This window comes from Rhizobium sp. A22-96 (genome assembly GCF_053521805.1).
This window is the reverse complement of record NZ_JBNWDQ010000001.1, coordinates 1242322-1268199: the sequence shown is the minus strand read 5'-3', so window position 1 is coordinate 1268199 and position 25878 is coordinate 1242322. Positions and strand designations below refer to the sequence as shown.

The following is a 25878-nucleotide window of genomic DNA, read 5'->3' as shown; positions in this document are numbered from 1 at the left end:
TTATGATGACCAATGTCAGCTACCGCACCATCAATGTCGATGGCGTCAAAGTCTTCTATCGTGAGGCAGGCTCGCCGGGCGCGCCAAAGCTTCTGCTGCTGCACGGCTTCCCGAGTTCCGGCCACATGTTCCGCGATCTCATCCCCCTGTTGGCCGATCGCTATCATATCATCGCGCCGGACCTGCCGGGCTTCGGACAATCCGATGCGCCGAAGGGCAGCAACACATTCGACAGCATCGCAGCAACGATCGACCGCTTCACCGAGATCGTCGGTTTCGATCGCTATGCCGTCTACGTCTTCGACTACGGCGCGCCGACCGGCTTCCGTCTGGCAGTCAAGCATCCCGAACGGATTACGGCGATCATCTCGCAAAACGGCAATGCCTATGAAGAAGGCCTCAGCGAGGAATGGAATCCGATCCAGGCTTACTGGCGCGAAGCTTCGGAAGAAAACCGCAATGCACTGAAGGCGGCTTTCACGCCGGAAGCAACGGCGTGGCAATATACGCACGGTGTTCCTGATACATCCAAGGTCTCCCCGGACGGCTATTCGCTGGATAGTTTCTATCTGGCCCAGCCGGGCTCGGAGGCGGTGCAGCTCGATCTCTTTGGGGACTACAAGAGCAACGTAGCGCTCTATCCGACGTTCCAAAGCTACTTCCGTACCCACAAGCCGCGCTTCCTGGCGGTCTGGGGCAACCATGATCCGTTCTTCCTGCCGCCGGGCGCAGAGGCTTTTCGGCGGGATATCCCGGATGCCGTCGTAAAATTCTTTGATACCGGCCACTTCGCGCTAGAGACGCATGCGGCAGAAATTGCCGCTGAAATCCGCGATTTCCTTGGCTGATGTCGGCCTCCTACCCCGCCGGCGCTTCCGTCGGCGGGGTATGGGCAGACCGTTGCTCTTTCAGATGCAGGAGGCACCCCATGTCCAGTTCAGTCGCTATCATTACCGGCGCCAGCCAAGGTATCGGGCAGGCCACCGCCATCCGTCTTGCCAAAGATTTTTCGGCACTGGTGCTCGTTGCGCGCAACAAGGCCAATCTGTTTGACACGGCCAAGGCCGCCGAGGCGGCCGGCGCCAGGACGCTTGTCATCGATGCGGATTTGGCTGAGCCAGCGGCCGCGCAGGCGGTAGTCGACAAGACGCTTGCCGCCTTCGGCCGCATTGATGCGCTGCTCAATATTGCCGGCGCCGTGCCGCAGATCGACCTCTTCGACATGACGGATGAGCAATGGGATAACGGTATGGCGCTGAAGCTGCATGGAGCGCGCAGGCTCACTATCGCCGCCTGGCCCGCCTTGAAGGAGGCCAAGGGTTCAGTCGTGTTGATGTCCGGAAATTCGGCGATCTTTCCGAAGGCACCCTATGCGGCAGTCGGCACCATCAACGCTGCCATCATCGCCTTGGCAAAGGCCTTTTCCGATCGCGGCATCACCGATGGTGTTCAGGTCAACAGCGTCCTGCCTGGTCCCGTCATGACCGGTCGCCGCCGATCCTATCTCGACCATTGGGCGCCTCTGCATGATATGACCGTCGAGGAGGCGACGGCCCGCTTTCCGCAGGAAGCAGGCATTGCCCGCTATGGCGAACCGGAAGAGATTGCCGAACTGATGGCCTTTCTCGTCTCTCCGGCTGCCCGCTGGATGACCGGCTCGACCCTGCGCATGGATGGCGGCGAGGTGAAGTCGATCTGAGGAGCGGTTGAACTGACCTCAGCGCGCCTTGTAGCTGACCGAAATCTTGGCATTTGCCAAAGCGGTTTGCGCCAGCTGCGTGGCGTCGAGACCGAGCGAGCCGATTTGCAAGGGCTTGTCGAAAGCGAGATCGAGGGTGAAGAAGCCCGTCGGATGCGGCAGGTCCTGCACGAAACGAAGCAGAGCCTTCTTCGATTCCGCATCGATCTTGCTGTCCGGAAGGGCCTGTAATGCAATCGTGGCAGTGCCGCGCAATTGCTCGATACCTTGCTGAGGATCCTCAGATCCCGCCATCTGCTGCAGGAATGCAGCAAGTGACGGAATGGCCATGCCCTCGAACAGGCCCTGATTGTCGAGCCGGAAACGCAGATGCGTCAGCCCTGCCGAACCATTCTGGATCAAGGTTTGCGCATCGGCGTCTTTCGGCAGTGTAAGTTCGGCGGACAGCGCCGCCTTTCCGGTGCGCAGATTGACGAGTTCCAGATTCTGAATGTCGAGGTAGCCATCCTTTGGGTCGAAGCGGAAGGAGCCGGATGCATCCATCGGCCATTGCTGAACCGAACTGATGTAGTTGGCAAAGGCGTTGTCCGTCAGTGGGGTAAAACGTGCGCCCTCGATGGAAAACCGGCCCCAGCCCGGCACATGCGCTGGCTTGGCTCCCATGCTTTTGGCGAAATCGACAAGGCCGTCGCCCTTGAATTCTGCCCGGTCGAAAGACCAACCGATCCTGCTGCCGGTTTTGAAGACCCCATTCGTCACCGCACAGCCATCGCGCAATTCGGAGACGGCAAAGCCATCCCCGTGCTGGATGACGCCGCTGCCCTCGATGAGGTCGGCACATGGCGTCTCGGCCGCCATCGCGGAAAGAGGGGCGAGCGAAAGAAGGAGAGGAAACAGGAGGAAAGGGCGCATTTTCTTGTCTATCCGTTTTAGAAGATGGGCAAATACGAAGCCGCGCCATGTTTGCGGCTGGGCCGCGCATGTCAAGTCACGATGCCCCAATAATTGGCCTTGCCCGCGGATTGGCACCGCGTCGCCTAGGCCGTCGTTTGTCCCTTGTCTGTCGCGCGGATGAGATCGGCCGCCTTTTCCGCCAGGCAATAGGTCGCCGCGACCGTATTGGCCGAGACGATGCTCGGCATGATCGAGGCATCGACGACGCGCAGGCCCTCTACGCCGTGCACCCGCATGGTGGCCGGATCGATCACCGCCCGCTCGCCGCGCCCCATGGCGCAGGTGCCAACGGGGTGGAACAGCGTGCCGACGCGCTCGCGGATGAAGGCATCCAGCGCGCCGTCGCTTTCAATGTCCAGGCCAGGGTCGATCTCGGCATCGAGGTGGGGCGCAAAGGGTGCTTGCGCAGTGATCTTCCGAGCGAGCCTGATGCCCTTGCGAAGCACCTCCATCGTGCTATCACCGCGAAAGAAGTTGTAGAGGATCGACGGCTTCTCGGCGGGGTCGCCGCTTCTCAGCGCCAGGCGGCCGATGCTGCCCGGACGAAGTTGGCAGACATGCAGGAGAAAGCCGTGGCCGGTGAAGCCGGATGCGGCTTGCGTGTTGGCCCTGCCGGTGCAGAAGAAAAGCTGGATATCGGGCCGGTCGCTTGCCGGATCGGTACAGATGAAGCCGCCGCCTTCGCCCGTCGTCGAGGAAAACAGACCTCGCTTTTTGAAGAGCCAGTTCAGCACATGACCGATGTTGCGCGGCAGTGCCCGCCAGGAGATGCCATAGGGCGCGATGGATTTGGCGCGATATTCGATCGTGACGTCGAGATGGTCCTGCAGGTTCTCCCCCACGCCTGGCAGATCCGCAATCACCGGGATGCCATGACGCGCGAGGTCCCTGGCGTTGCCGATCCCCGACAGCATCAGTAGGTGCGGCGAGACGAAGGAGCCGGCCGAGAGGATGACTTCGCGAGCGTCGAGCGTACCTTGCTGGCCGCCACGCCGGAAGGCGATGCCGGTGGCCTTCCGGCCGTCGAACATCACACGGGTCACCTCGGCCTCGCTCATGACGGTGAGATTTGGACGGTGGCGCACGGGGTCGAGATAGGCGCCTTCGGCGGTGACCCGCTCGCCGCCTTTCTGCGTGAAGGTATAAAGCCCGACGCCGTTCTGCCGTGCGCCGTTGAAATCGGCGTTCAGGGGATGGCCTGCCTGCTGAGCAGCTTCCAGGAACACCTCTGCCATCGGATTGACGCTGCGCAGCGGTGCGATGTTCAGCGGGCCGCTTGTGCCGTGATAGGCGGGATCGATCTGGCTTTCGAGCGGCCTGTCACCGAAGCGGATGTGCTTGGCTGAACCCGGCTGGGCCAGGATCTCGAAACGCTCCAGCTTGCGGAAATAGGGCAGCAGGTCGTCGTATCCCCAGCCGGGATTGCCGAGATCGCGCCAATGGTCGAAATCCTCGCGCTGGCCGCGGATGAATATCTGTCCGTTGACGTTTGTGGAACCGCCCGTGCCTTTGCCGCGGGGTAGGGCCATGGAGCGGCCCTGCAGGCCTGGCTCGGGTTCGGTCTCGAACCAGGACATGAGTTTCGGGCCGCCGAGAAAGGCGAGCGCCGGGGCCATGAAGGTGACCATGGCGAGCGGAATGCGCACGATGGCCTTGCGCGCATTGCGGTCCGATCCAGCCTCGACAAGGCAGACGCGCGTGGCCGCATCCTCGCTCAGCCGGTTGGCGAGCACGCAGCCTGCGGCTCCGCCGCCGACAATGATGTAGTCGAATGCGGCCAAGGCTCAGATGTCCTGTGTCTGCGGGAGTATGACGAGATCGCGAATGGTGACGTTGGCCGGCCGCGTCAGCATGTAGAGCACAGCATCGGCGACGTCTTCTGAGCGCAAGCCTTCGCGCGCCTCGACTTTTGCGTCTATGGCGGCCGGATCCGTATAGCCCCAGAGTTCGTTCAGTACGATGCCGGGCGCTACGGAACCGACGCGGATATTGTGCTTCATCGTTTGCCGCCGCAGGCCATGCACGAAGGCCTGAATTGCATGTTTCGAGGCCGAATAGATCGGCTCCCAATGGATCGCCTGATGTCCGGCCACCGAGGAGGTGACGACAATCTGGCCGCCACCCTGGGCGATCATGCCGGGCAGCACGGCCCGGGCCAACCGGAAGACCGAATTCACATTGATGGCAATGAGTTCGTCCCAGGCATCCGGGTCGCCTTCGGCGACGTCGCCGGGAATGTAGAGGCCAGCATTGGGAAGCACGATGTCGATCCGGCCGAAGCGCGCGATCGTCGCATCCACGATCTGCTTGACGGCTTCTGGTTCGCTGAGGTCTGCCGGCACGACAAGCGCATCGCTGCCCACTTTGTTTGCTACTGCCGCCAGCTTTTCGGAGGAGCGTCCGACGAGTGCGAGTTTTACGCCCTGCTCGCCAAGCGCCAGCGCGGTAGCACGCCCAATACCCGAGCTCGCGCCTGTGACCAGTGCCACCTTGCCTTCAAGTTTCTGCCCCAAGATGTCCTCCTCCATCGCGGGATCTTGGAAAATCCCCGATGAAGGGCAGCCTAGGAAGGCCTCTTCTGCCCGTCAATAAAAATGTTTGCTCGCGTAAATTTTTATGCTGTGCGAGGCCGGGAAGTGAGTATCAGGCGGATAGCTTCCGGTCCTCTGACTTTGTCTGATCGGCACGTCCGCTATACGGCAGGATGCGGCGCAGGACCTCCTGGGCGAGAGCCTGGGCATTCTGCTGCGCCCTGTCGAGATTGCTGACGCTTTCCGGGTCGATCGAATAGAGGGTCTGGCCGTAGCCGAAGACTTCGCGATAGGCTGCGCGTTCGATGATGGGCGTGGACAGCACATGCACGCGCCGGCTGGATAGCAGCTCCTTCACGGATTGCAGCGCGCGCGTCGTCACCATCGGATTGACGCGGGTCAGCACCACCGAGTGAGGAATGCGGATCTCGGCGCGATCATCCAGATATTGCAGAAGCTCGATGACGTTGGTGGCGCCCTCCGCATCCATGGCGGAGCCCTGTACGGGGATGAGCACATAGTTCGAATAGCCGAGCGCCTGCGCGAGAAGCGGGCTGCGCGCACCGGGCAGATCGATCAGCAGGAAATCGACCTCGTCGCGCAGCTTGCGTGCATGCTGGCCGAGATTGCCGGCCGTCACATAGGGAATGACCGACAGAGCGGATGGCGCCCTGTCGCCCAGCCGTTCATACCATTTGGAAATCCAGAGCTGTGGATCGGCGTCCAGAACAGCGACGGAAAAGCCCATTCTGGCAAGCTCGCAGGCAACGATGACGACGGCGGTGGTCTTGCCGGCGCCGCCTTTGGTATTGGCGAAGGTCAGAACGGCCATGAGGGCTCCCTGGGCTGATCGGTTTGGCAACGCAATGCGGTGGGCGACGGGCTGTCATGGCTTGCCGAGATCGTTACGCATTTATGGTTAACAAACCATTTTGAATGCGGCCGCAACCAGGCCGACGCTGCTTTGGGCACTCATCAGTGCCGCTTGTCGGCGGCCAAGATTTCGCGGGCGATCTGATCCAGCGCCACGGTGCGGTCGACGCCGCCATGGGCGATGGCTTCCTTGGGCATGCCGAAGACGACGGATGTCTCCTCGTCCTGGGCAACCGTGAAGGCCCCCACCTCATGCATCTCCTTCATGCCGCGGGCGCCGTCGTCTCCCATGCCGGTCATGATGACGCCCATGGCATTGCCTGCCGCTGACCGCGCGGCCGAGCGGAAGAGAACGTCGACGGAGGGCCGGTGTCGGGAAACGAGCAGGCCTTCCTTGATGGCGACGATATAGCGCGCGCCCTGCCGCTCCAGCAGCATGTGCTTGCCTCCGGGAGCGATCAGCACATGGCCGCGCAAGACGGGATCGCCGTGTTCGGCTTCCTTGACCTCGACTTCGCAGAGGCTGTTCAGGCGCTTGGCGAAGGCGGCGGTAAATTTTTCCGGCATGTGCTGGACGATGACCATGCCGGGTGTGTTGGCCGGCAGCGCCACGAGCAATTCGCGTAGCGCCTCCGTCCCGCCCGTGGATGCGCCGACACAGACGACCATCTCAGTGGTCTTGGCCATGGCGCGGCCGGTGGGCGGGGGAAGTACGACATCGGCCGTCAGCTTGGCTGCCGGCTCACTCGGGACGATTACCCTTCGGCGGGATGTGCCGAGCCGGGCTGCCGCCGCACCCTTCACCGTTTCCCGGATCGCTGCGGCGGCCTCAGCTAGATGGTCGGCAGCGGCGATCTTGGGTTTCAGGATGATGTCGACGGCGCCGGCTTCCAACGCCTGCATCAATGTCTCCGAACCGGCCTCGGTCAGGGAAGAGCACATGACCACAGGGATCGGTCGCTGCGCCATCAGTTTGCGCAGGAAGGTGATGCCATCCATGCGCGGCATCTCGACATCGAGCGTGATGACGTCAGGAATTTCCTCCTGGATCTTCTTTGCCGCCATGAAGGGATCGGAGGCGACCCCCATGATCTCGATATCCGGATCCGCCGACAGCACCTGCGTCATGACCTGGCGGACACTGGCGGAATCATCGACGATGAGCACGCGGATCTTCCTGACCATACGCTTCAGGCCTTTCTGAAAACGGTGTTGGCCACCTGCTTTACCGGCAGATTGAGCCCGCTGATCGTCTCGGAATGACCGACATAGAGGAAGCCGCCCGTGACCAGTTTCTCGCAAAGCCTCGACAGCACCTTTTCCTGGGTCGGCTTGTCGAAATAGATCAGCACGTTGCGGCAGAAGACGATATGGACTTTGTCGCCGATGTCATAGGCACGGTCCATCAGGTTGAGACGGCCGAAACCGATCTTGGCGCGCAGCCTCGGATGGATGCGAACCTCGTCGCGTTCGGGATCACGGGCTTCCATGACATAGCGCGAGCGTTTCTGCCGGTCGACCGGGTCGATCATGCCGCTCGGATAGACGCCCCGGCGCGCGGCTTTGAGGACATCGGTTGAAAGATCGGTGGCAAGAATGCTGTAATCCGGTGCGCCACGGGCTTCGCGATAATCCTCAAGGACCATGGCGATGGTATAGGGCTCGGCACCGATCGAGCAGGCGGCGCTCCAGACGCGCAGGCGGCTATGACCGGCTGCGATCAGTTCCGGCAGAGCGGATTGTTCCATGTGCTCGAAATGCTTCGGCTCGCGGAAGAAGTCCGTCTTGTTGGTCGTGACGGCGTCGATGAGGTGAATGGCTTCCCGATCGATGCCGCCGCGCTTGAATAGAAAGTCGCAGTAATCATCGAGGTCGACGATGCCAGTCGCTCTCAGCCGGCGCCGCAATCGTCCCTCGAGCATGGTGCGCTTGCCCGGCGGCATCTTGATGCCGCTATAGTCGTAGATATAGCGGGCAAGCTGGTCGAAGTTCCGCCGGCTTAGCCCGTTGTCCCCGTAGTGTCTCGCATCTTGTGCTGGCACGTTATGTCTCACTCAAACAGCCGCGAATTCTGAAGCGTTTCGACCGACGCCAACACCCATCAACGATACTTTGTCGGACGACGAGAAGAGCTTGGCGAGGTCGATGATGACGACGAATCCGCTTTCCCGGCGCACCACGCCAGCAATGTATTCGGACGGCCAGCGCACCCCGATATCGGGGGCGCTTTCGACCGATTGATGCTGGAATGAGGTGACCTCGAAGACCCGATCGGCAACCAACCCGAGCGTCAGCATCTTGTCGGCGATCGGTACATCGATGACGAGGATGCGGGTATGCGGGGTCTTTGTCGTTCCGGACATGCCGAGGCGCAGGCGCAGGTCGATAACCGGCACGCCCTGGCCGCGCACGTCGCGCAGCCCGAGCAGATAGTCAGGCCCATGTGGGATACGGAAGGCATCCTGGTGATCCAGGATCTCCCGGACCACCTCGACCGGCACGGCGAAGCATTCATCGCCGAGGCCGAACGTCACATATTGAGCTTCGGCGCTGGTTGCAACCATTTATGCGCTCTCCTTGAAATCATTGTCATCGGCGTCAGGACCGCCCATGGACATGTCGAGTGAGAAGCCCTTGAGGCGGGCCTGCTGTGCGGCAACGCTGTTGTCAGTGCGGGCGGCCGGTGCGCGGGCAGGTGCTGCCTTGGCAACAGGCTTTGCCTTGGCCGGGCTGATCGCATGATGGACGGGTGCGTGTACAGGCTGGACCCTGCGGGCATTGGCCTGCTCGACCTTGAAGAAGGCGATCGAGGCCTGTAGCTCCTCGGCCTGCGCGGCGAGTTCTTCCGAGGTCGCCGACATCTCTTCGGATGCGCCGGCATTCTGCTGCGTCACCTTGTCGAGCTGCTGGATCGCTTCGTTGATCTGCGAGGCGCCGATATCCTGCTCGCGGCAGGCAGCCGAGATCTCGGCCACCAGTTCGGCAGTCTTGCGGATATCGGGCACCAGCCGCGAGAGCATGTCGCCGGCTTCCGTCGCGACCGTGACGGTCTCGCCCGAGAGGCTGGAGATTTCCGCGGCCGCCGCCTGGCTGCGCTCGGCGAGCTTGCGGACTTCCGAAGCAACGACGGCAAAGCCCCTGCCATGCTCACCGGCACGGGCTGCTTCCACTGCGGCGTTCAGCGCGAGCAGGTCGGTCTGTCGAGCGATCTCCTGAACGATGGAAATCTTCTCGGCAATGGTACGCATGGCGTTGACGGCGCGGTCGACGGCCTGGCCGCTGACCTCCGCGTCCTTGGCGGACTGACGGGCGATCTTTTCCGTCTGGGCGGCGTTATCTGCATTCTGCTTGATGTTGGCGGCCATCTCTTCCATTGAGGCGGAGGCTTCTTCGGCGGAAGAGGCCTGCTCGGTGGCGCCCTGGGACAGCTGCTCCGAGCCTGCCGACAGCTGCTGGCTGCCCGACGAGACGTTGTCGGATGCAGACAGCGCGTCCGTCACAACGCCGCGCAAGCGTTCGACCATCGACTGCAGCGAAAGGCCGAGCGTATCCTTGTCCGACATCGGCTTCGGCTTGACCGTCAAATCGCCATTGGCGATCTGATCTGCGATCGTTGCGGTGTTGCGCAGGTTTCCGGTCATGACATTGATGGTGTTGACGAGATCCTTGATCTCATCGTTGGTCTTGATTTCGACATTCTGATTGAGATCGCCGACGGCTACGGCTTCGGCGACTGTCTGGATCTTCTTCAGGCCACGGTTGATGCCGAGCGCGATCCATGTGGCGATGATAGTCGAGAGCACGAACATGACGGCCAGCGAGGTCAGCAGGAGATTTCGCGCGAAGGCATACTGGTCGTTGGTCGACAGATCGGTTTGGTGCAGGTCTTCAAGAATTGCCTTGTTGACGGTCTCGAGGGCATCCTGGAGCAGGTCGCTTGCCTTGCGTCCATCGCCCATGGAGAGGGCCGCAGCCTTTCGGTTGCTTTCATCGGTATTTTCCGTCGCCAGCTTCAGGATCTGATCGTCGATCTGCTTCCAGGCCGGATACTGCTTGGAGAACTCCGCGACCTTGTCTGCGATTGCCGGGTCCTGGGACAGCGTGCGCACGAGCTGCTCGATCGCCGCTTCCTTCTCGTGAACGGCATCGATGTAACCCCCGATCGCCTGCGGATCGGTATTGAGGATGGCGTTCTTTTCATTGCGGATCGCATCCAGCACGGCGCTGGAAAGATCGCCGGAATTGCGAAGGTTGGTGGCCGGTCCCTGAACGATATCGGTAATGGCCGCATTGAGGGAGGACAGGCTGGTGATCGCAAGAACGGACATGCCGGTCGACAGCAGGATAAGAAAGCCGAAGGCGAGGGCCAGTTTAAGTTTGATAGTAAAGCGCATCTCTGAAGTGCTCCTGAAAATGGAGAGGTTTGAAGGTCGAAAAGTCAGACGGGGAGCCGTCTTGATGCGCGAAGACCGATACATTCACCCTTCCGCGAACCGGAACCGGTTCTTGAGGCCTGCGGTAGCATTCGCCGGCCTTTGATCTGGCGCCCTTCAGCGCCAGATCCTGTTGGTATCAGGCAGCCGTTCAGGCGCTCTGACGAAAGTCGCTGTCATCGGCGTCTGGCCCACCCATGGACATGTCGAGTGAGAAACCCTTGAGGCGGGCCTGCTGTGCGGCAAGGCTGTTGTCGGGACGGGCGGCCGGTGCGCGGACCGGAGCTGCCTTGGCGATGGGCTTTGACTTGGCAGGGCTGATCGCATGATGGACGGGTGCGTGGACGGGCTGAACCCTGCGGGCATTGGCCTGCTCGACCTTGAAGAAGGCGATCGAGGCCTGCAGCTCCTCGGCCTGCGCGGCGAGTTCTTCCGAGGTCGCCGACATCTCTTCGGATGCGCCGGCATTCTGCTGCGTCACCTTGTCGAGCTGCTGGATCGCTTCGTTGATCTGCGAGGCGCCGATATCCTGCTCGCGGCAGGCAGCCGAGATCTCGGCCACCAGTTCGGCAGTCTTGCGGATATCGGGCACGAGCCGCGAGAGCATGTCGCCGGCTTCGGTCGCGACCGTGACGGTCTCGCCCGAGAGGCTGGAGATCTCGGCTGCTGCCGCCTGGCTGCGCTCGGCAAGCTTGCGCACTTCCGAAGCAACGACGGCAAAGCCACGGCCGTGTTCGCCGGCGCGGGCTGCTTCGACGGCGGCGTTGAGCGCCAGCAGATCGGTCTGGCGTGCAATTTCCTGAACGATGGAGATCTTCTCGGCAATGGTGCGCATGGCGTTGACGGCACGGTCGACGGCCTGGCCGCTGACTTCCGCGTCCTTGGCGGACTGACGGGCGATCTTTTCCGTCTGGGCGGCATTGTCGGCATTCTGCTTGATGTTGGCCGCCATCTCCTCCATCGAGGCCGAAGCTTCTTCTGCAGAGGAGGCCTGTTCGGTGGCGCCTTGCGAGAGCTGCTCCGAGCCTGCCGACAGCTGCTGGCTGCCCGACGAGACGTTGTCGGAGGCTGACAGCGCATCCGCAACGACCCCACGCAGACGCTCGATCATCGAGTTGACGTGACCGAGCAGATCGCCGATTTCGTCCTTCGTGCTGATGACGGCAAATTCCGTCAGATCGCCTTCGGCGACCGTCTGGACCGTCCTGACGGCACGGTTGATGCCCTTGTTGATCGAGACGATGATCCAGATCGCCGAAACAAGCGCAAGGATCGATGCTGCCGCGGCAATGATGATCAGGATGGAGCGTGCGTTCGCATAGGTATTCGCAGCATCCTGATCGGCCTGCTTCAAGCGTGCGCGCTCGGCATCGAAGACCTGCGCCAGGATGCCATCGATTTTCGTGCTGATGTCGCGTGCCTCGTTTGACGAGATCTGAAGCGCGCCGGCGCTATTGCCGCCAAGCATCATGCTTCGAATATGGTCGTCCGCTGTACGCCAATTGACGGACAGGTCCTTGATCTGTGACCAGTAGGCCATGTCTTGAGCGGCAGTGTTGGCCAGGATCTTTGCAAGATCGGCGTCGAATTCCGCGCGTGCGGCATCGCTCTTTGCAATATAGCCCTTGGTCTCATCGAGCGATGCGGCCAACAGGATGTTTTTCTGCTGCCGCAGCTGTTGCAGGACAGAGATGTCGAGGTTCTGCGCCAGGCGCAGCCGTTCGGCCGGCCCCGTCAATGTATCGGACCAATTGTCGTTGACCTGGCCGAGAGTGGTGATGCTGTAGATGGCCGTGCCAAGAAGCATGGCGATCACGACAGCAAACGTTAAAAGCAGCTTGAGCTTGATCGTAAAACGCATCCGGTAGCCTCTTCTTGTTCTGAAAAATTATGCGGTTGCTCTAACCGCGCCTGCTCGTTGCGAAGAGAAGATCGCCTGCAGGTTTGGGATGATGATGAATTCGCCACCGCGTTTGACGAGGGCGTGGACGTAGTCGGGACGCCAGCGCATGCCGACGATGGGGGGCGGTTCGCTCGCTGACCGTGCAAGCTGCGTGACCTCGTGAACCTTGTCGGTGCGAATGCCGATCAGCGTTCTCTCGCCGTCGATTTCCAATCCGGTCACGACGATGCGACTGTCGATCGTGACGTTGGCCGCTTCCATGCCGAAGGCCACCCGAATATCGGCAAGCGGGATAACCTTGCCGCGGAAATTGATGACGCTGCCGACAAAGGGCAGGCTGCCGGGAACATTGGTTTCAGGCAGCAGGTCGAGGATTTCCTGAACGACAACCGCGTCGATGGCAAAGGTTTCGCCATTGAGGCTGAATGTCAGGACCGAGAGTTCCTCGGCGTCTTTCCAAAAGGCGCGATAGTCGGATTTTACATCTGTTTCGATCATCCTGCTGCCCGCAATTGCGCCTCCTGATGTTGTCCGGCGGCGATCAGGTGGACGACGTCGAGGATCAGGGCCACGTTGCCGTCGCCAAGAATGGTCGCGCCTGAAAAGGTTGAGACGTGGTCGTGGAGTTTCGACATCGATTTGATGACGGTCTGATGGTCGCCGATAATCTGATCGACGACGAGGCCGACCCGCTGGCTGCCCGTCGAGATGACCACGACCTTCTGATAGGGGTCGGGCTCGGTGCCGGTACGGAACAGCTCGCGCAGCCGAAGGAAAGGCACGAGGTCATCGCGCAACGAGATGAAGCTGCGGCCGCGCGAGCGCAGGTCCTGCTCGACCGAAAGCTCCAGGCATTCCTCGACGGCGGTCAGCGGGATGACGTAGCGGCCGTTGCCGACGCGAACGAGGAGGCCATCGATGATGGCAAGGGTCAGCGGGATCCTCAGGGCAATATCGGAGCCCTTGCCGAACTCGCTCGCGATATCGATCGACCCGCGCAAAGTCTCGATCGTCTTCTTCACCACATCCATGCCGACGCCGCGGCCGGAGAGGTTGGTGACTTTCTCTGCGGTCGAGAAACCGGGCTGAAAGATCAGCTGCAATAGTTCCTTGTCCGACAGCGACGCGCCGGGCTGGATGAGGCCATTGGCTTCCGCCTTGGCGCGGACCTTCTGCCTGTCGATGCCGCGTCCGTCGTCCTTGATGGAGATGACCACTTCGCTGCCGGTCTGGTGTGCCGAGAGGGTGACGCGCCCACTGACGGGTTTGCCGGCCGCAATACGGTCTTCCGGGCTTTCCAGCCCATGGTCGATGGAATTGCGCACGAGGTGAACGAGGGGATCGGCGAGGCGATCGATGACGGTTTTGTCGACCTCGGTGCTTTCGCCTTCAGTGATCAGCTCGATATCCTTGCCGGTTTCCCTGGCCAGGTCATGGACCAGCCGCCGGAAGCGGCTGAAGAGGCTGGTAACCGGCATCATGCGCAGGACCATCATCGTGTCGCGCAACTCTCCTGCGAGCCGCTCTATTTCTTCCGAGACCGAGCGCAGGCCAAGATCAGCAGCCGAATTTGCCATCTGGCTGAGACGCGACTGGGCAATCACCAGCTCGCCGACCCGATCCATCATCTCGTCGAGACGCAAGGCCGGAATGCGGACATTGTCGGCCTGCTTCTGCCCCTTCGTATCTGCAGGCTGAGGCTTGCCTGTATCGCTCGGCTGGCTGGCCACCTTCGGCGGCACCTCGGTGACTGCCTTCTGCGGGCTTGAGGTCGCAGGCGCAAGGCTTTGCTGCTGCAGAGGCTGGAGTTCGCGAAGCTCCATCGTCATGTCGTCCATGACGAAGATGAAGACATCCTCGATCTCGGAGCGCGGTTTGTCGGTAGTCAGTTGAACCGTCCAGCCGATGTGAAGGTCACGCGGATCGAGATCCTGAAGTGCTGGAATGTTCTCGATGTTGGCTTCGATGCGGCATTCGCCGAGTTCGCGCAGTTCATCGAGAAGCCCGAGCGGATTGGTGCCGTTGGCCATGGAATTGGCGGGCAAGCTGAACTTCAGGTGCCATGTCTTGGCGCCACTAACGGCGGCGGCTGAGTTGGCAGGGGCTGCCGCTGCGGGCGCCGGAACGGACGATGTGGAGCCGCCATTGGCGCCAACGGCAAGACGCAGCTTTTCCAGGAGAACGGAGCTCATGGCCTCGTGATCGCCATTCGGGTTTTCCAGCAACGCCTGCATGTGGCCTTGTGCATCGAGAACCGCGCCAACCAGCTCTTTCGTGGCGGGCGCCTCGCCCTTGCGGACGCGGTCGAAGGCCGTCTCGCAATGATGGGTGAAGGCAGCCAGCTGGTCGAATCCGAACATGGAGCCCGACCCCTTGAGGGTGTGAAGACCCCTGAAGACGGTATCGATCTGAGCCCTGTCGCCCAGATCGCGCATCAGATCGAGGAGGCCGGCCTCGATCAGTTCGAGCTGCTCGGCGGCCTCCGTCCTGAAAACGGCGATCGGATCGAGATCGTTCATCTGCCCAGAACCTTGCGTACGATCTTGATCAGCGTTTCAGGATCGAAAGGCTTCGTCAGCCAACCGGTGGCACCGGCGGCCTTTGCCTGCTGCTTGAGATCGCCGTCCGATTCCGTGGTCAGGAAGATCACGGGCGTTCCCATATAGGCCGGCAGCTGCCGCAGACCGCGGATCATCGTCAGGCCATCCATGTTCGGCATGTTGAGATCGGTGACGATCAGGTCGAAATTGCCGGTCTTCATCTTGCCGAGGCCATCGGCGCCGTCGACTGCTTCGGTCACGGCATATCCGGCGTTGGTAAGGGCAATGCGCGTGGTCAGCCGAATGCTGGCGGAGTCATCGACGGTGAGAATATTTGCGCTCATGCTGCTTTTCCTTCTAGCCAGAAACTGTCTTTTTGCCGGTCTCCGCAGAGGAGGCCCGCGCGTTGCAGGACGGTGAGAAAATTGCCGTCTGCGGGTTTGCTCAATGCAAGTGCCACGCCCGCGTGGTCGGCCGTTTGCCGTGCGGACAGAAGCAATTGCGGTAGGGTAAGATCGATGTCCTCATTGCCGTCGACGTCGATGGTGAGCGAACGGCTGAGTGAGGCGGCCTCCTGGAGGTAGACCTGGATAATGTCTCTCACATTGGCGATGGTCTTGATGGTCAAGGGGCCATGAAGATGCAGAATTTCCGCCTGTCCGCTCATGCTGTTCCTCGCGATAGCTGAAGTGTGGCCGCCGCCGTCACGGATGCATTGTCGTCGTGCTGCGGTTCGAAGAGGCTCTTGATATCCGTCCAGCGGCGGCAGAAGGCCGCGACGCAGGCGGGGTCGAAATGCGTCCCGCTGCTGTTGACGATCTCGCGGAATGCGTCTGCCATCGGCCATGCCGCCTTGTAGGATCGTTTCGAGCAAAGGGCGTCGAAGACGTCGGCTATCGCGACGATACGCGCCTCGATCGGGATGGAAGCGGCCGAAAGACCTTTCGGATAGCCGGTGCCATCCCATTTCTCGTGATGGCTTTCAGCGATCCTCTGGGCTGTTTGAATGAGTTTGCTGGAACTGTCGCCGAGGATTTCGCCGCCGAAGCCCGTGTGTTTCTGCATCTCCCGGCGCTCTTCGGCGCTCAAGGGGCCGGGCTTCGAGAGAATGGCGTCCGGGAGGCCGATCTTGCCGACATCGTGCAGGGCGCTGGCGAGAAAGATCGTGCGGCATTGGCGCTCGTCGAGGCCGACTTCCTCTGCGATCATGCGGGCGATGATCGCAACGCGGTCCAGATGATCTGCCGTCTCGCCGTGCCGGCAGGCGATCGCCTTTGAAAGGCGCCAGATGATCTCTTCCTCGCGCCGTTCGACCCGCTTCATTGCGGTGTCGAAATCATGCTGCAATGCGGTCGCCTTGGCTGCAATTGCCAACCGTTCCTCGCCGATGCTGAGAATGTTGCGGACGCGGATCGTCAGCTCCGTCTCGTCGATCGGCTTGTTCAGGAATTCGGTAGCACCCGCCTTCATCGCAGCCAGCTTGATATCAGCCTCCTTGCGGGAGGTGATCATGATGGCGGGGACATGTGTGGTAAGTGGATTCTTACGCAGATGCGCAATGACTTCGATGCCGTTCATGCCGGGCATCATATAGTCGACAAGAATGAGATCCGGCGTCCTGTCCGCGAATTGTTCGAGGGCATCGGCGGGACGGAGGAACGACAGTACCTCGCTGCCTTTGATGGCTTCGACCGCCCGGCAAAGCGTGGCCACAACGGAAGGACTGTCATCTAGTACGAAGACGCGCATAGCTACCCCGCGGAGCGTCCGCGGCACAGGCGCGGATCTACTCACGATTTATCGGCTTGGATGTTTTGGAGACCTTTCGAAGGAAAGGGCCGCGTCACAATGATTGTGAATCTTGGCTGAAGTAACGAAATCGTTAAATGGCTAACGGTGCGTTAAACCCACCCTCAACCGAGGGTTATTTCTATAATTAATTGCGCTAAAATGATAAGACTGCGTTTTTCTGATACTAAATATTCTCGGGGGAGAGGTGGCGCCGGCCGATGCGCGTCGATGATGGTGGAACGCCATAAAGGGCGCGATAGCGGGCCGCGAAATATCCCATATGGCTGAAACCCCAGCGTGCGGCTATGTCGGATATATTCTCGTCAAGATCGCCATGAAGCAGTTCGTGATGGATCTGCTGAAGCCGCAGCCGCTGAACGTAATTCAGAGGCTTCATGCCAACGTTCTGCTGGAAGGACAGCTGCAGGCTACGCACGCTCTGTCCGGCATTCCGCGCTATATCCAGCACCGTAAACTCGTCGCCCAGATGGTTTTGGATCCAGTCCAGCGCCCGTTTCAAGCTGCGCGGGCGAGCTGTCCGGATCACAGTCTTCTGCGTCGCGCGTGGCCACAATTGCATAAAGGCCGCGATCAGGGCTTCCTGAAAGAGAGATGCCCCCAGAGGGGAAGCGGCAAAGGGATGGTCTCCCGGCTCCAGTAGCAAGGCTGTCATGCGGTGGATCGTGCGCACACCTTTTGCGGAGATATCGGCGGCTGCGTCGAGGCGCTTGAAAAATGACTCGGGATCATCGTTTCCGACGTCGATCAGCGGCAGGCAAAGAATGCGGGGTATGGCGACCGCAATCTTGCGGGCGCCTCTGGAGGCCTTGAGCCTTGTACGGCTGGAAGATTGCAGCATGAAGGTTGTTCCTGCCGCCGCCTTGACCTCCTCTTCCTCCGTTTCGATGTGAAAGACACCACTCTCGACGAAGTGCAATTCGATGCGGTCGGAAGGCTGAAACAGGTAATTGATTTCATAACCCGTTTCCGAAAACGTCTTCCAGGCAACCATGTCCCGGATTGTCGACAGTGTGACCTCGATATGGAAATGCGGGCTCTCCGGTGCGCGATCCAGTTCGACGGAGAGATCGGCAGCAGTCAGCCTTTCCTGCAGCTCGACTGGATCGCGAGACGACCACCCAAATTTGTCGACGGCAATGTTCATCTTTGTTAAATCAACTTTTGCGCGTTATTGCGGGAATAAAATTACAGGTAGAGCGCCGTTCGGCAGGCAGCGTTAATGCGCCCGGTGTCAGCTATAGAATGCCGGTCTTGCCCAGAGCTTTAGCCGGCAATGCACCGGAAGCAGTCTTTTCCGAATAGGTTTTCTTTCGGCTTCGATATTAACTCCATGTTTCTTAGTTCGCCTTAGTTTCCCCAATAAGGTCTTAGTGGGGTCCAAAATAGTATGGCGTATGCAGCGACGAGCCGAAAATTTGCAACTTCTGCGGATAGTTTTGTCGACCGCCTGGAAGGCGCCCGATTGCAAATCGAACAGCGTTTCCTGGATGGCGGCGCGGTTCTGATCACGGTGACGGAAGCCCTGGCCAAATTGGTCGGCCTGCTTGAGCACATCGGCAATTCGCTAAAAGAAGAGAATGCCGCGGAAGCCACCGGTCGTCTGCTTCAGACGGTTGAGCTGCTGCATGAATTGCCGCCCGCGGAAGTGCGCCGTCAGGATTGCGTCGCATCCATCGGTCGAACCGGCCGGCTCCTCGCAGAGCATGTCCTCTCGATGGAGGAAACCCTGCGTTACCTGAGGACCTTTGCCGCGACCGCAAAAATCGCCGGCGCGAGAATTCCGGATTTCTCCAGCTTCGCGAGCGAAATCGTCGAGCGTATCGAATTCGCCTCCAAGGAGGTTCGGGCTCTATCGCTGCAGATCCGCTCGCTGGAGGCGCAGATCGAATCCGCCGCCGCCAGCGAAGACAGCTCGCTGGGACAATATCTGGATGGCATTCCATCCATTGCCAAGCGCCTCATGTCGAACGCCGATGAAATTCAGGTCCAGCGCCGCAATCTGTCCGAACTGGCCGATAGCGTTTCCAGCCTTGCGCGGAAAATTCAGAACAAGGTCGCCCACACGCTCTCCGCCATGCAGATCGGCGACATCACGCGGCAAAGGGTTGAGCATTGCCAGGCCGTTCACTCGATCACGGAGGCCTATCTCGCCTCGGAAGCATCGGGCCTTGTTGCTGCAGATCGGCAACGCCTTTTTGAACTGGCCATGACGCTCAATTTCGAATTGCTCAATGAGACGACCAAGGGCTTCGATCGGGAGACGGTCAAGATCGTCGAGAATATCCGCAGCTTCAGCGGCGACATTCGAACCCTGCTCGATCTCTACCAGACCATGATGGCGCAGAGCGGAGATGACGGCAGAAGCCCGATCAACGCGCTGCGTGGCGATCTTTCCGCAGCCCGGGGCGTGGTCGATCGCATCGATGCCGCGGCGACCGGCGCAAACCGGTTGAGCGAAAAGACCTCGGAGATGGTCAAGGAATTGACCACCAGCATCCTCACCATCCAGCTCGTGCGCCGCGATATTCAATATATGGCTCTCAACACAAATCTGCGCTGCGGCAAGCTTGGCGAGGAAGGGCGCGCCATCAACGTTGTCGCCGGCGAGTTGCGTTCCTTTGCATCGCTGCTTGACGAGGATGCGGAGAAAATCCTGACCGGGCTGGGCACGCTCGAGGCCCAGGCGAGCGGTTTGAAAGACTGGCGGCAGGCCACGGAGCGGGAAGAGACATCCGGCCCTGGCGCACATATCGACGCGGCACTGCTGCATATCACTGAGGCTGGGGCCTCTATGGACACGAATGTCAGGGAGCTTCGTCGCTGCGGCGAGGACATGACATCGCAGGTCGCCGAAATCGTCAACAGCCTGGATTTCCGGGCGGGAATTGGCGAAACACTGGCCTCCTGCGCGCAGGAGGCCGGCCAGGCGCGCCGCGCGGTCAAGGATCTGAAGGGGCTGGAAACGCCTTTGGCGGCCCTTTCCGAGAGCATTTTCAAGATCTACACCATGGCTGCCGAACGCGAGATACATGCGGGTGTTTTTGGGGCGGTAACGCCGATCGCCGAAAGCGCGCCGGCTTTGGCAAATGACGACGAGTTGTTCGCAGACGCTCTCTTCTAGTCGCGGTCCAGCTCACTCCTGTCATCGACGGATCTCGTGGGTGAAATGTCATCTGTGCGCCAACTTCGTAAGCTGTTACTTCCCGTTTCCGGCGCTGCCCATGATAGGCTGACCTTGTCCTGACACTCCCTTGACAATTCCCGTGCAGACGGTTCGGCACAACCATAGTTGCCGGGCATTTGCATGAATCAGAACACCTCGATCGCAGTCGCGCCAGAAGGCGCAATATCCAGCATCCAGCTTCGCGGCACGGCGCCGCCAATTATCGGCGAACCGCAGCAATCCCGATATTTCCTGTTGTGGAGACTATTGACGTTCGGTCTGCGGGTGCGTTGGAAGCGTGCGCTTCTGCTTTGGCTTCGCTTTGCGGCCAATCCGCTTTTGACCATTCGATGGTGGCGCTTCATCGCGGCGTTTACAGCCGCGCGAGGATTTCCTCCTCCGCATGATGAATTGCTGCAGAAGCCGTTGTCGAAGTTTCTTGTCTTCGGCATGAGCAGTTCGAGACGACTTGCGCTTCTGATGGACCATTTCTTGATTGCCGAACGGATCCTGTCGCGCGAGAGCATGATAAGCCTTTGGCGTGGCGAATGGCTGGAGATGGGTACGGTCCCGGGTCGCTGCGAAACATATGCATGTTTCATTGCGCTCGCCGATCGCAGCGGCGGTCGCCATGAGGGTGCATTTGCCATCAAGCTCCTGCGCCTGCGGGACCAGGCCGTTCTTTGCACGGCGCGGTTCATGTTTCTCCGGGAGGGCACGGAAGGTCGCTACACATTCGTCGTCGGCAGCATGCAGGGTCCGCGCAATGCGAAGCAGCAGATCGTCGATGTGACACGCGATCTGTCAGGCCTGCGTCCGAAAGAAGCGATGCTGATCGTGCTGCAGGGGCTGACGATCGAGGGCGGTGCACCGCACTTCCTCGCGGTCTCGCAGGACAGGCATCCGATCCACTATCGCCGCGGAAGCCGTCGGTCGATGATGGTCTCGAATGTCGATGCCTTCTGGGCGGAGCGCTGCGGTCAACCGGAAGGCACTTACGGCTTCACCGTTCCGCATTCCAAAATCTACGGAGCGGACAAGCGCAGCCGTAGCAAGCTGTGGTTCTACAATATCGGCGAACTCTTCCATTAGGGGATGAGCGGGCCTCGACATCAAAGGCTGGGCGAGCGCTAGGCGCTCTTCTTCGTCAGATGGATCGTGACCATCGCTCCGCCTTCCGGTCGGTTGGCGAATTCGAGGCGCCCGCCATGGGCAACGACGATCGCCTGCACCACCGAGAGGCCCAGTCCCGTACCGCCTGTCGCGCGGGAGCGGGAGGGATCGCCGCGCCAGAACGTGTTGACGGCGACGGCATCCATACCCTCCGGAAATCCGGGGCCACGATCGAGAATGCGGATGACGACACTTTCATCGGGCAATTGCCTTGTCTCGCATCGCAGCCAACCGCCGCCTGCGGCATAACGGCAGGCATTCTCTAGCAGCGCCAGAATGGCTTGACGGATCCGCGGTGAATCTGCCGATGTCCAGGCAGGTTGCAGGTCGGTCTCGACCTGAATCTTGCTCGTATCCAGCATCGGCTTGGCGGAAGCAAGGACACCTTCGACGAGCTGAGATATGTCGATCCGCTGACGCTCCATGACGAGCTTCTGGCCAATGGCCAGGGACAGGGTGCGCAGATCCTCGACGATCCGACCCAGGCCTTCGACCTGAAGAAGGAGATCGGATATGATCTTGCGGTCCATCGGAAAGATGCCGTCAATCATGCTCTGCAACGACCCCTGAAGGATCGTCAGCGGTGTCCGCAACTCGTGCGCAACCGCCATGTTGTTGAAGCGCAACCTCTTTTCCATGGTGTCGAGGCTTGTCGCGAGTGCGTTGAAGGTCTCGACAAGGCTCGAGACCTCGCGCGTGCTGTGATGAGATGCGGCCACGCGGACAGAGAAATCACCGGATTTGAGGCCCTCGGCGGCGGAAGTGAGCTCGGCAAGCGGGCTTGCGAGCCGGCGCGCCAGATAGACACCGATGAGCGCGCAGATCAATGCCGAAAGCAAACCGCAGATCAGAACGGACATCAGAACCTTGAAATCCGTCGGTTCGGCCAGTGTATTGAGATGATCGAAGAGGATCTTGAGAGAATCGCCGTCAGGAACCTTGTTCTCGCCCAGCATCTTGTAAGCGGCTGCGGCCCTGGGCGGCAGGCCGTCGGTGATGGTCTTCTCCAGATAGTTCGCATACCAGTTGACCCCCAAATATGTCAGGCCGACGCTCAGAAGCAGCATGATGGCTGTGACGATGGCGGTGAGGGTGGCAAGCGGCAGGCAGGGAAATCTCAGTTTCTTCATCTCGGATCCGAAAAACGATAGCCAATGCCGCGCACGGCAGGGAAAAAGCCCTGCTGCCCCATATCCTCGAACTTGCGCCTGAGATTGGAGATATGCGTGTCGACGGTGCGCACCAGGGCATCGCTTTCCGGCAGACAGGCATCGAGGATGTCTGCGCGGGCGAAGGCCTGGGTCGGATGCCGGATCATATAGGCAAGGATCCGGAATTCGCTGAGTGTCAGGGATAGCGGGATGCGGGACCCGTCCTTGTTGACGAAAACGGTGTAGCTGCTGAAATCGACTTCCATGTCGCCGAAGCGGCGAACTGTTTCCGAGCGGTTTCCCTGTGTCCGGCGCAGGACCGCCCTGACACGGGCGACGACTTCCTGCGGGTTGAAAGGTTTGACAACATAGTCATCGGCACCGAGCCTCAGGCCGCTCAGGCGGTCGATGTCGTCGGCAATGGCGGTGACCATGATGACCGGCGTGGAGCCGGCCTGGCGCAATCGTCCGAGCACCCCGAAGCCATCCAGCTTCGGCAAGCGCACGTCGAGGAGCACGATATCCGGTTTCAGAAGAGCATGATGCTGAAGCGCGGTTTCGCCATCGGCGGCACGCACGGTTCGAAAGCCATCCCGCTTCAGATAGCCCTCCAGTATCTGTGCGATTGCCGGTTCATCCTCCACAATGAGAACGAGACTGTTGTCCACCTTAGTGCCCTGTGTTTCTTCTGTTTTCGGCCTTGCCGCTGGAATCGCACTATCGCGAACAAAACCGACTTCCGCAATTTCCAAACAGCCTCCCGACCGTCTAGAGACCGGATCTGAACACGGCCTTGATCCGATCTCCGCCAATTCTTGACAATCGAGCCTCACCTTGCCGCCATTCCAGCCTCGGGAGATACGGCATGTGGAAATTTGCATTGCATCCTTGGAGTTCCACCTCCAATGAAGCGCGCCTGCGTCAGTCTCAATCATACGCAAATACCGATGGAGGTCTCGCCGTCATCGGTATGTTGATCGTGTGGACCAGTTTCATTTTCGTGGTCTTCCCCATGCTCGATCTCGCGGTGACACGCCTGTTCGCCCACGGACGGGTATTCTGGCTGATGGAGAACCCTTTTCTGAAGGGAGTGAGGGACATCAGCCGCCAGAGCCAGACCTATCTCCTTCCCGGCATGGCACTTCTGATCGCGCTGCGTGCCTTCCTGCCGGGGCGATTTCGCATTTGCCCTCCGCACAAGCCCCTGTTCGTGCTCCTGAGTTTTGCTGCGGGGCCGCTGGTCATCGTGCAAATATTGAAAGTGGTTATCGGACGCGTGCGTCCTCGCGAGCTTGTGGAATTCGGCGGCACGGCGGACTTCACGCCGGTATGGCAGTTTTCCGCCGCATGTGCGCGTAATTGCTCCTTCCCTTCGGGTGAAGCCGCCGCCGCTGCGGCCGCTTTTTCGCTGCTCGTTTTCGTGCCCGCAAAACATAGATGGATTGCGGCGGCGATATTGACACCCTGCCTTCTGTTCATTGCGTTCAACCGCGTCATCTTCGGCGCCCACTTCTTGTCGGATGTGATGCTTGGCTGGCTGCTGACGATGTTTGCCATGATCTGGATCTGGCGGTGGGTGGATGGCAATGCGAGGGCGATCGACCGCTTCTTTGCTCGGCTGGTGTTCGGGCAAGCTTGATAGACATATGCGGGGCAGAGGTTCGCCCCCGCATAGCCCCCTCCGTAGTCGGCGATCGAACTTGCAGATTGTGTCCGGCAGGACACAGGGCGCCGCCAACCGAACGCATATTACAGGCCTTAATACAACGTTTGTTCACCTTTTCTTCGTTTAGGAGTTACCTATTTATCGCTGGCCCACCCGCCAAGTAGGACCGAGGCTCGGTGTGGGCTGACGATACATGGGCTTGGGTAGGGTCTTTCGGGTGAGAGTGACGGGATGGGGTTGGTAGATTGGGCGCTGGGCGGCTTCGCCGACATTGAAAGTCGAGGGCGCACACGCAGAAGCCATTACGAACCATGGATCGTGCTTGCCATGGAAGGCTTCGAGCGGGAAATGCTGGCTTTTTACCGGCGCTCGCAGTTCAAGATTGTTCACAAGACCGCCGCCTGAGTGCGCAGATCAGGCATATATCTGTTATCGCTAAATAATGTCCCTTGGCGGCCTTGCCGCGTTCGGCCGCTGTGCTAGTCTGCCGGGAGATTTCCTGCGCGGAGAATTTCCAGATGATTGCGGTGCGCGAACCGATCCTGCATCCCGTTCCGATCGAAGAACTAAGACCCACCCAGATCACCGTCGGCATGCGCGAGGTCAGGGCCAAGCGAAAGGCTTGGCGCACCAAGGCCGAGGCCGACGGCGACAAGGCGGGTGAATTCCTCGGGAATCACATGATACCCGCCGTACGCGGTCCACGCGGCCGGTACTATGTCATCGATCACCATCACCTTTCGCTCGCGCTCCACGAGGAGGGCGTGAAGGACGTGCTGGTGACGACTGTTGCCGATCTCTCCCGGCTTGATCGCGATTCCTTCTGGTTCGTCATGGATTGCCATGACTGGATGCATCCCTTCGATGCGGAAGGAAAGCGGCGTGGCTATGAGGATATTCCGAAAAGCATCAAGGGTTTGGTCGACGATCCCTACCGTTCTTTGGCCGGCGAATTGCGGCACGTCGGCGGCTACGCCAAAGATACGACGCCGTTCAGCGAATTTCTCTGGGCGGATTTCCTGCGCCGCCGTGTGAAGCCGAAAGATCTTGAACGGGATTTCGATGCATCGCTGGCAAAAGCGCTCAAGCTTGCCAAAAGCAGGGATGCGGATTACCTGCCTGGTTGGTGCGGTACGGTTCCAGAATAATCTTGTCTGCCCCGCGTTCTCGCCCAAACGCGGAGGCAATTTGGCGATCTCATAAATCGCGACAGGCGGATGCTCGGTTAGCCGAGCCACATGGACAGTTCGATGTCCTCGGCGAAAGGTGTCGAGGTGTAACCGTTCTCGGACGAGCGCACCCGTGCGAGATATTCCGGGCAGAAGTCTGCATTATCAGCAACGATCAGCGCACCTGGCCTGAGGCGGTTTTCGACCAGGCTTAAGATGTCTGGATAGAGCGCCTTGGCGCCATCGAGCAGCAGCAGGTCGATAGCCTCGGGGAGGTCAGCACTCAACGTTTGCAGTGCGTCCCCTTCGCGGATTTCCACCAGATCGATGAGGCCGCCGGCCGTCAGATTGTTGCGTGCCCGCACTACCTTGGAGGGCTCGAACTCCGTGGTGATCAAGTGGCCGCCGCCATTATCCCGCAGCGCGGCCGCGAGGTAGAGCGTCGAGATGCCGAAAGAGGTTCCGAATTCAACGATCGTCCGGGCTTGGGTGCTTCGCGCCAGCATATAGAGCAATGCGCCGGTCTCTCGCGAAATGGCGAGCGGGATGTCCCTCATGTGGGCGTAGAAATCGAGGTAGTCGGTCTTGCTCTGCACAAGACGCGCGCGCTCCTCGGAGGAAAGCCCGGTCCAGTAGGCGGCAACCGAAGGCGTTGTTGCGGGTGATGCTGCGTCGGCTTCCTCGAACAGGCGATCGAGCAATGATGCAAGCGGCGCAGTCGTCAGGGTGGTCATGAATGTCTCCGTTTCCAAAAGGTTTTTGGTTCGGAGCGAAAATACGAATAAATCGTCGCATTTTCTATTCGCGTTGC

General features: G+C 60.2%; 25 protein-coding genes. 7 read left to right on the top strand and 18 right to left on the bottom strand.

Annotated elements, in window-relative coordinates:
• Window positions 1-5: 5 nt before the first annotated feature.
• Together ACQZ6F_RS05660 and ACQZ6F_RS05655 are read left to right on the top strand one after the other, a co-directional pair.
• On the top strand, window positions 6-848 hold the full coding sequence (locus tag ACQZ6F_RS05660) for an alpha/beta fold hydrolase (protein WP_449092994.1): 843 nt from the start codon (window positions 6-8) through the stop codon (window positions 846-848).
• A gap of 80 nt (window positions 849-928) precedes the next feature.
• The gene (locus ACQZ6F_RS05655; RefSeq protein ID WP_449092993.1) at window positions 929-1699 is read left to right on the top strand and encodes an SDR family oxidoreductase; all 771 of its coding nucleotides are present in this window, start codon (window positions 929-931) and stop codon (window positions 1697-1699) included.
• An 18-nt stretch (window positions 1700-1717) separates the two neighbouring features.
• Here ACQZ6F_RS05655 and ACQZ6F_RS05650 read toward each other — a convergent pair whose 3' ends face one another.
• From ACQZ6F_RS05650 to ACQZ6F_RS05580, 15 genes are all read right to left on the bottom strand, one after another.
• Complete coding sequence (locus ACQZ6F_RS05650) at window positions 1718-2611, bottom strand: hypothetical protein (RefSeq protein WP_449092992.1); 894 nt, start codon at window positions 2609-2611, stop codon at window positions 1718-1720.
• A gap of 125 nt (window positions 2612-2736) precedes the next feature.
• Entirely contained in the window at window positions 2737-4434 is a 1698-nt protein-coding gene (locus ACQZ6F_RS05645) for a GMC family oxidoreductase (protein ID WP_449092991.1), read from the bottom strand.
• A 3-nt stretch (window positions 4435-4437) separates the two neighbouring features.
• Window positions 4438-5166 carry an SDR family oxidoreductase gene (locus tag ACQZ6F_RS05640; protein WP_449092990.1) on the bottom strand — a complete coding sequence of 243 codons (729 nt, stop codon included), beginning with the start codon at window positions 5164-5166 and terminating at the stop codon, window positions 4438-4440.
• A 130-nt stretch (window positions 5167-5296) separates the two neighbouring features.
• On the bottom strand, window positions 5297-6016 hold the full coding sequence (locus ACQZ6F_RS05635) for an AAA family ATPase (RefSeq protein WP_449092989.1): 720 nt from the start codon (window positions 6014-6016) through the stop codon (window positions 5297-5299).
• A gap of 143 nt (window positions 6017-6159) precedes the next feature.
• Complete coding sequence (locus ACQZ6F_RS05630) at window positions 6160-7242, bottom strand: protein-glutamate methylesterase/protein-glutamine glutaminase (RefSeq protein ID WP_449092988.1); 1083 nt, start codon at window positions 7240-7242, stop codon at window positions 6160-6162.
• 5 nt (window positions 7243-7247) lie between these two features.
• The gene (locus ACQZ6F_RS05625; protein WP_449092987.1) at window positions 7248-8099 is read right to left on the bottom strand and encodes a CheR family methyltransferase; all 852 of its coding nucleotides are present in this window, start codon (window positions 8097-8099) and stop codon (window positions 7248-7250) included.
• A 12-nt stretch (window positions 8100-8111) separates the two neighbouring features.
• A complete protein-coding gene (locus ACQZ6F_RS05620; RefSeq protein WP_449092986.1) occupies window positions 8112-8621 on the bottom strand; it encodes a chemotaxis protein CheW in 510 nt (169 codons plus the stop codon).
• Window positions 8622-10451 (bottom strand): methyl-accepting chemotaxis protein, encoded by a 1830-nt coding sequence (locus ACQZ6F_RS05615; RefSeq protein WP_449092985.1) that lies wholly within the window; start codon window positions 10449-10451, stop codon window positions 8622-8624.
• A gap of 190 nt (window positions 10452-10641) precedes the next feature.
• Complete coding sequence (locus tag ACQZ6F_RS05610) at window positions 10642-12351, bottom strand: methyl-accepting chemotaxis protein (RefSeq protein WP_449092984.1); 1710 nt, start codon at window positions 12349-12351, stop codon at window positions 10642-10644.
• A gap of 27 nt (window positions 12352-12378) precedes the next feature.
• Window positions 12379-12891 (bottom strand): chemotaxis protein CheW, encoded by a 513-nt coding sequence (locus ACQZ6F_RS05605; RefSeq protein ID WP_449092983.1) that lies wholly within the window; start codon window positions 12889-12891, stop codon window positions 12379-12381.
• Window positions 12888-14912 (bottom strand): chemotaxis protein CheA, encoded by a 2025-nt coding sequence (locus ACQZ6F_RS05600; RefSeq protein ID WP_449092982.1) that lies wholly within the window; start codon window positions 14910-14912, stop codon window positions 12888-12890. Before ACQZ6F_RS05600 ends, ACQZ6F_RS05605 begins: the two co-directional genes overlap by 4 nt.
• Window positions 14909-15277 (bottom strand): response regulator, encoded by a 369-nt coding sequence (locus ACQZ6F_RS05595; protein WP_077470156.1) that lies wholly within the window; start codon window positions 15275-15277, stop codon window positions 14909-14911. The genes ACQZ6F_RS05600 and ACQZ6F_RS05595 overlap by 4 nt, the downstream gene beginning before the upstream one ends.
• Window positions 15274-15600, bottom strand: coding sequence for an STAS domain-containing protein (locus ACQZ6F_RS05590; protein WP_068395553.1), 327 nt, complete (start codon window positions 15598-15600; stop codon window positions 15274-15276). Before ACQZ6F_RS05590 ends, ACQZ6F_RS05595 begins: the two co-directional genes overlap by 4 nt.
• On the bottom strand, window positions 15597-16682 hold the full coding sequence (locus ACQZ6F_RS05585; RefSeq protein WP_449092981.1) for an HD-GYP domain-containing protein: 1086 nt from the start codon (window positions 16680-16682) through the stop codon (window positions 15597-15599). The genes ACQZ6F_RS05590 and ACQZ6F_RS05585 overlap by 4 nt, the downstream gene beginning before the upstream one ends.
• 226 nt (window positions 16683-16908) lie before the next feature.
• Entirely contained in the window at window positions 16909-17889 is a 981-nt protein-coding gene (locus ACQZ6F_RS05580; protein WP_449092980.1) for an AraC family transcriptional regulator, read from the bottom strand.
• 318 nt (window positions 17890-18207) lie between these two features.
• On the opposite strand from ACQZ6F_RS05580, the gene ACQZ6F_RS05575 reads away from it, so the two are divergent.
• Window positions 18208-19866 carry a chemotaxis protein gene (locus tag ACQZ6F_RS05575; protein WP_449092979.1) on the top strand — a complete coding sequence of 553 codons (1659 nt, stop codon included), beginning with the start codon at window positions 18208-18210 and terminating at the stop codon, window positions 19864-19866.
• A gap of 183 nt (window positions 19867-20049) precedes the next feature.
• On the top strand, window positions 20050-21000 hold the full coding sequence (locus ACQZ6F_RS05570) for a DUF535 family protein (RefSeq protein WP_449092978.1): 951 nt from the start codon (window positions 20050-20052) through the stop codon (window positions 20998-21000).
• Window positions 21001-21038: 38 nt separating this feature from the next.
• Here ACQZ6F_RS05570 and ACQZ6F_RS05565 read toward each other — a convergent pair whose 3' ends face one another.
• Complete coding sequence (locus ACQZ6F_RS05565) at window positions 21039-22211, bottom strand: ATP-binding protein (protein ID WP_449092977.1); 1173 nt, start codon at window positions 22209-22211, stop codon at window positions 21039-21041.
• Window positions 22208-22900, bottom strand: a complete 693-nt coding sequence (locus ACQZ6F_RS05560) for a response regulator (RefSeq protein WP_449092976.1) — start codon at window positions 22898-22900, stop codon at window positions 22208-22210. The genes ACQZ6F_RS05565 and ACQZ6F_RS05560 overlap by 4 nt, the downstream gene beginning before the upstream one ends.
• Before the next feature lie 197 nt (window positions 22901-23097).
• Here ACQZ6F_RS05560 and ACQZ6F_RS05555 point away from each other — a divergent pair, with 197 nt between their 5' ends.
• From ACQZ6F_RS05555 to ACQZ6F_RS05545, 3 genes are all read left to right on the top strand, one after another.
• A complete protein-coding gene (locus ACQZ6F_RS05555; protein WP_449092975.1) occupies window positions 23098-23871 on the top strand; it encodes a phosphatase PAP2 family protein in 774 nt (257 codons plus the stop codon).
• A 264-nt stretch (window positions 23872-24135) separates the two neighbouring features.
• Window positions 24136-24303, top strand: a complete 168-nt coding sequence (locus ACQZ6F_RS05550; RefSeq protein WP_449096325.1) for a hypothetical protein — start codon at window positions 24136-24138, stop codon at window positions 24301-24303.
• A 113-nt stretch (window positions 24304-24416) separates the two neighbouring features.
• A complete protein-coding gene (locus ACQZ6F_RS05545; RefSeq protein ID WP_077470162.1) occupies window positions 24417-25046 on the top strand; it encodes a ParB-like protein in 630 nt (209 codons plus the stop codon).
• A gap of 77 nt (window positions 25047-25123) precedes the next feature.
• On the opposite strand, the gene ACQZ6F_RS05540 is transcribed toward ACQZ6F_RS05545, so the two are convergent.
• Window positions 25124-25801, bottom strand: coding sequence for an O-methyltransferase (locus ACQZ6F_RS05540; RefSeq protein ID WP_449092973.1), 678 nt, complete (start codon window positions 25799-25801; stop codon window positions 25124-25126).
• Between the last annotated feature and the right edge of the window lie 77 nt (window positions 25802-25878).

Bases quoted from the DNA above. Each gene is read 5' to 3' on its own strand.
- ACQZ6F_RS05660 (WP_449092994.1), top strand. From the start codon at position 6: ATGACCAATGTCAGCTACCGCACCATCAATGTCGATGGCGTCAAAGTC.
- ACQZ6F_RS05655 (WP_449092993.1), top strand. From the start codon at position 929: ATGTCCAGTTCAGTCGCTATCATTACCGGCGCCAGCCAAGGTATCGGG.
- ACQZ6F_RS05650 (WP_449092992.1), bottom strand. From the start codon at position 2,611: ATGCGCCCTTTCCTCCTGTTTCCTCTCCTTCTTTCGCTCGCCCCTCTT.
- ACQZ6F_RS05635 (WP_449092989.1), bottom strand. From the start codon at position 6,016: ATGGCCGTTCTGACCTTCGCCAATACCAAAGGCGGCGCCGGCAAGACC.
- ACQZ6F_RS05630 (WP_449092988.1), bottom strand. From the start codon at position 7,242: ATGGTCAGGAAGATCCGCGTGCTCATCGTCGATGATTCCGCCAGTGTC.
- ACQZ6F_RS05620 (WP_449092986.1), bottom strand. From the start codon at position 8,621: ATGGTTGCAACCAGCGCCGAAGCTCAATATGTGACGTTCGGCCTCGGC.
- ACQZ6F_RS05615 (WP_449092985.1), bottom strand. From the start codon at position 10,451: ATGCGCTTTACTATCAAACTTAAACTGGCCCTCGCCTTCGGCTTTCTT.
- ACQZ6F_RS05610 (WP_449092984.1), bottom strand. From the start codon at position 12,351: ATGCGTTTTACGATCAAGCTCAAGCTGCTTTTAACGTTTGCTGTCGTG.
- ACQZ6F_RS05605 (WP_449092983.1), bottom strand. From the start codon at position 12,891: ATGATCGAAACAGATGTAAAATCCGACTATCGCGCCTTTTGGAAAGAC.
- ACQZ6F_RS05600 (WP_449092982.1), bottom strand. From the start codon at position 14,912: ATGAACGATCTCGATCCGATCGCCGTTTTCAGGACGGAGGCCGCCGAG.
- ACQZ6F_RS05595 (WP_077470156.1), bottom strand. From the start codon at position 15,277: ATGAGCGCAAATATTCTCACCGTCGATGACTCCGCCAGCATTCGGCTG.
- ACQZ6F_RS05590 (WP_068395553.1), bottom strand. From the start codon at position 15,600: ATGAGCGGACAGGCGGAAATTCTGCATCTTCATGGCCCCTTGACCATC.
- ACQZ6F_RS05585 (WP_449092981.1), bottom strand. From the start codon at position 16,682: ATGCGCGTCTTCGTACTAGATGACAGTCCTTCCGTTGTGGCCACGCTT.
- ACQZ6F_RS05580 (WP_449092980.1), bottom strand. From the start codon at position 17,889: ATGAACATTGCCGTCGACAAATTTGGGTGGTCGTCTCGCGATCCAGTC.
- ACQZ6F_RS05570 (WP_449092978.1), top strand. From the start codon at position 20,050: ATGAATCAGAACACCTCGATCGCAGTCGCGCCAGAAGGCGCAATATCC.
- ACQZ6F_RS05565 (WP_449092977.1), bottom strand. From the start codon at position 22,211: ATGAAGAAACTGAGATTTCCCTGCCTGCCGCTTGCCACCCTCACCGCC.
- ACQZ6F_RS05555 (WP_449092975.1), top strand. From the start codon at position 23,098: ATGTGGAAATTTGCATTGCATCCTTGGAGTTCCACCTCCAATGAAGCG.
- ACQZ6F_RS05545 (WP_077470162.1), top strand. From the start codon at position 24,417: ATGATTGCGGTGCGCGAACCGATCCTGCATCCCGTTCCGATCGAAGAA.
- ACQZ6F_RS05540 (WP_449092973.1), bottom strand. From the start codon at position 25,801: ATGACCACCCTGACGACTGCGCCGCTTGCATCATTGCTCGATCGCCTG.